This window comes from uncultured Bifidobacterium sp. (assembly GCF_959020145.1).
GTDB lineage: Bacteria > Actinomycetota > Actinomycetes > Actinomycetales > Bifidobacteriaceae > Bifidobacterium.
In genome coordinates this window covers 1-3,135 of sequence record NZ_CAUEQY010000078.1, presented here as the reverse complement: position 1 = coordinate 3,135, position 3,135 = coordinate 1, and the positions used below count along the sequence as shown (strand labels likewise).

Below are 3,135 nucleotides of genomic sequence, written 5' to 3'. Positions count from 1 at the left end.
ATCTGGATTTCCGGAATTGTTGCGCTTGTTCCAGTCTGCCTGAAGTATCACGCATTCACGATTGCGGTTGCGCTCGTTTTGCCGCGAGCGCCGCGCCAATTGCGCCGATTGGTTGGTCCATGGCTGCGATTCTGATGTTCGATGCGATGTCGAGTGTGGTCAGGAATCGGCATCCTTCGGCTCTGCGGCTCAGTTCGGCTTGGATGACTTCGATGAGTGCGTCACCGGTTTTCGCCATGCCTCCGCCAATGATGATGCGTTGCGGATCGTAGGCTTGCGCGACGATTTGGATGGTGTCGCCCATGGCGTGGGCCACCATGGTGAGCACGTCGTTGGCATGCCCGTCTCCTTGCCGCGCTTTGCGGATGAGATCAGGCATGGGCGGGTTTGCGGAGGGCCAAAGTTTTGCCACGGCCCCGCCGGATGCCACGGTTTCCAAGCATCCACGCTGCCCGCATGGGCATTCGAATCCGTTGGGGTCGATGGGTAGGTGCCCGATTTCGCCGATGGATCCGCTGTACCCGTGTTCGGCTTGCCCGCCGCGCACGAGTCCTGCGGCCAGTCCCGTACCAAAGTTGAGGAATACGACGGTTGCGTTGCCGTCGACTTGTTCCACGAATTCCGCGGCTCCGACCGCAGCCGCGTTCACATCGTTTTCCACGTGCACCGGAGCGTGCATGATTGCGCTGACGCGTTCGCCAAGTTCCAACGTTTCAATATCAAGATTGACGACGTTGCTCACTTGCCCGGTTGCGCAGTTCACCTGCCCTGGAATGCCAATGCCGATGGGCAGCGCTTCGTTGGACAGTATGCGGGCGACGCGCACGATGTCGGTTACGACGTTGCTTTCACCGGAGTGCGATGGCATACGGCAGACGTCGATGACGCGGTCTGTTGCGTCGAGCAGCACGCCTTCGATTTTCGTTCCGCCGATGTCGATGCCGACGCATCCTTGCGAACGGCCGTTATGGTGCAGTCTTGCGTTCATTGCATGTACCTGCCTGAAATAGTGATGCCCGGATTACGGTTGCTCTGTTGATCCAACTCCATGCGTGGCGTTTGCATGCCACGCATGGAGTTGGATGGATGCCCGTCAGCCCTTGACTGCGCCTGCCGCGAGGCCGGCCTGCCAGTAGCGCTGCAAGCCGAGGAAGAGCACGATCACCGGCAGTACGCCGAGCAGTGCGCCCATCATCAGCGATCCGCGATCATTGAAGGTTGCGAGCGATACCATGCCGTACAGGCCGAGCGTGACCGGCTTGAGGGTATCGGAGGAAACCATCATCAACGGCAGCAGGAAGTTGTTCCACGTTCCCACGAAGAGGAACAGGAAGATGGTCACCATGGCTGGGGCGAGCAGTCGGAGCACGATGGTGAAGAAGATTCTCGCTTCACCGGCGCCGTCGATGCGGGCCGCTTCCAGCAGTTCGTTCGGTACGGAGGTTTGCGCGTACACGCGTCCGAGGAAGAAGCCGAATGGCGAAACGCAGCACGGGATGATGATCGCCAGCATGGTGTTGGTCAGGTGCAGTGCGTGGAAGATGGAGTACTGCGGAATGGTGAGCAGTGCGACCGGCATCAGCATGCATCCCATGACCACGCCGATGGCGATGGCCTTGCCACGGAAGTTGAATTTTGCGGTGGCATAGCCTGCCATCACCGAAATGATGGTGCCGATCAGTGCGGAAACCCCGGAGTAGATCAGGGAATTCAGCACCCAACGCCAGAATTGGCCACGGGTCCACCCCATAAGCTTCGAATAGTTGGTTGCGATGGCGTCGGGAATCTGGTCAAGTCCGACGGCGAACCACAATCCGTTGCTGCTGGTCAGCTGCGATGGTGTTTTGGTGGATGCGATGATGGCCCAATAGATTGGGAAGAGGAAGTAGATCAGCGCTACGACGAGCACGATCACGGTAATGGTTTTGGTGATCGGCGATGGGCGCATGGAGCGCGGCAGATCGTGTTCGGCCGCTTCGCGTTGCTTTTCCATCATGCGTTCCGCTTTTCTGCGGGCGCGTTCGTCTTTTCTTGCTGCGACTGCGTTGCTCATTGTTCGTTCGCCTTCCTCTCGACCAGTGCGTAGATCATGGCGAGAACGCCTGCGATCAGTGCCATGACGATGGCGACCGCCGATGCGGGTCCGCCACCGCCCGGAGTCAGCGTGCCTTGGGAAGTGTTCATGGCCATCATCATTGGCGTATAGGTTTTGGAGATGCCCGGATCGGCGGTCTGCATGATCTGCGGTTCGTTGAATAGCTGGATTGTGCCGACGATGGACAGCAACATGGACAGCAGCGCCGCGGAACGCACGTTCGGCAGTTTGATGCACATGGAGATCTGCCATCCACTTGCGCCATCAATGCGTGCGGCTTCGTACAGTTCGTGCGGAATCGCCTGCAGTGCGGCCAAGAAAATCAGCATGTTGTAGCCGGTGAACGTCCATGTGGTGATGTTTGCCATGGAAGCGAGCACAACGTTCTTGCTGAAGAAATCAACGTTTATTCCGATGGCCGCAAGACCTTTGACGATCGGCGAAATCTGACCGTTATACAGGTACACCCAAATGATGGATGCGACCACACCTGGAATGGCGTACGGCAGGAAGTAGCCGAGACGGAAACCCGTGATGTGCTTGACCACGAACGAATCGATGACCATCGCCAAAGCCAACGCGATGATGATCATCAGCGGCACCTGAATGAGGGTGTAAATCAGCACCCTGCCCACACCGGACCAGAAATTGCCGGACGTAAGCACGTACTCGAAATTCTGGAATCCTACGAATTTATTCACCAATTCGCCGCCGCCGTACGCGCCGCCGCCCTCGGTGACCTGACGGAAGAAACTGGAATAGATGGCATAGAAAATCGGGATGATGAATACAATGGCGAACAGTATGCCGAATGGCGCCATGAACGCCCATCCTGTTCGATTCTCGCGGCGTTGCGCATCAGTGCGCTTTGGTTTCGCCGCTTGCGTTGTTGCAGTCATGATGTACCTATCTTTCGCATCGGATGCCATTCATCGTTGATGGCATCTTTCACAGTTCGAATCGCCGTATCCAAATCGTCATCACGGGAGAGGAGTGCCGGTTTCAGCCGCTCCGTCGAATCAGCTAGATCGATTCATAGG

General features: G+C 57.5%; 3 protein-coding genes. All 3 read right to left on the bottom strand.

All coding sequences use genetic code 11. The annotated features are described in order from the left end of the window. Positions 1-55: 55 nt before the first annotated feature. Positions 56-988: an ROK family protein gene (locus Q5H33_RS08310; RefSeq protein WP_065447101.1), complete on the bottom strand. Its 933-nt coding sequence runs from the start codon at positions 986-988 to the stop codon at positions 56-58. 105 nt (positions 989-1,093) lie between these two features. Beyond that, complete coding sequence (locus tag Q5H33_RS08305) at positions 1,094-2,053, bottom strand: carbohydrate ABC transporter permease (RefSeq protein WP_004223477.1); 960 nt, start codon at positions 2,051-2,053, stop codon at positions 1,094-1,096. Further along, on the bottom strand, positions 2,050-2,994 hold the full coding sequence (locus tag Q5H33_RS08300) for a carbohydrate ABC transporter permease (protein WP_302423992.1): 945 nt from the start codon (positions 2,992-2,994) through the stop codon (positions 2,050-2,052). Before Q5H33_RS08300 ends, Q5H33_RS08305 begins: the two co-directional genes overlap by 4 nt. Positions 2,995-3,135: the final 141 nt, after the last annotated feature.

Excerpts from the sequence above, each read along its gene's own strand:
- Q5H33_RS08300 (WP_302423992.1), bottom strand. The coding sequence starts at position 2,994 with ATGACTGCAACAACGCAAGCGGCGAAACCAAAGCGCACTGATGCGCAA.
- Q5H33_RS08310 (WP_065447101.1), bottom strand. The coding sequence starts at position 988 with ATGAACGCAAGACTGCACCATAACGGCCGTTCGCAAGGATGCGTCGGC.
- Q5H33_RS08305 (WP_004223477.1), bottom strand. The coding sequence starts at position 2,053 with ATGAGCAACGCAGTCGCAGCAAGAAAAGACGAACGCGCCCGCAGAAAA.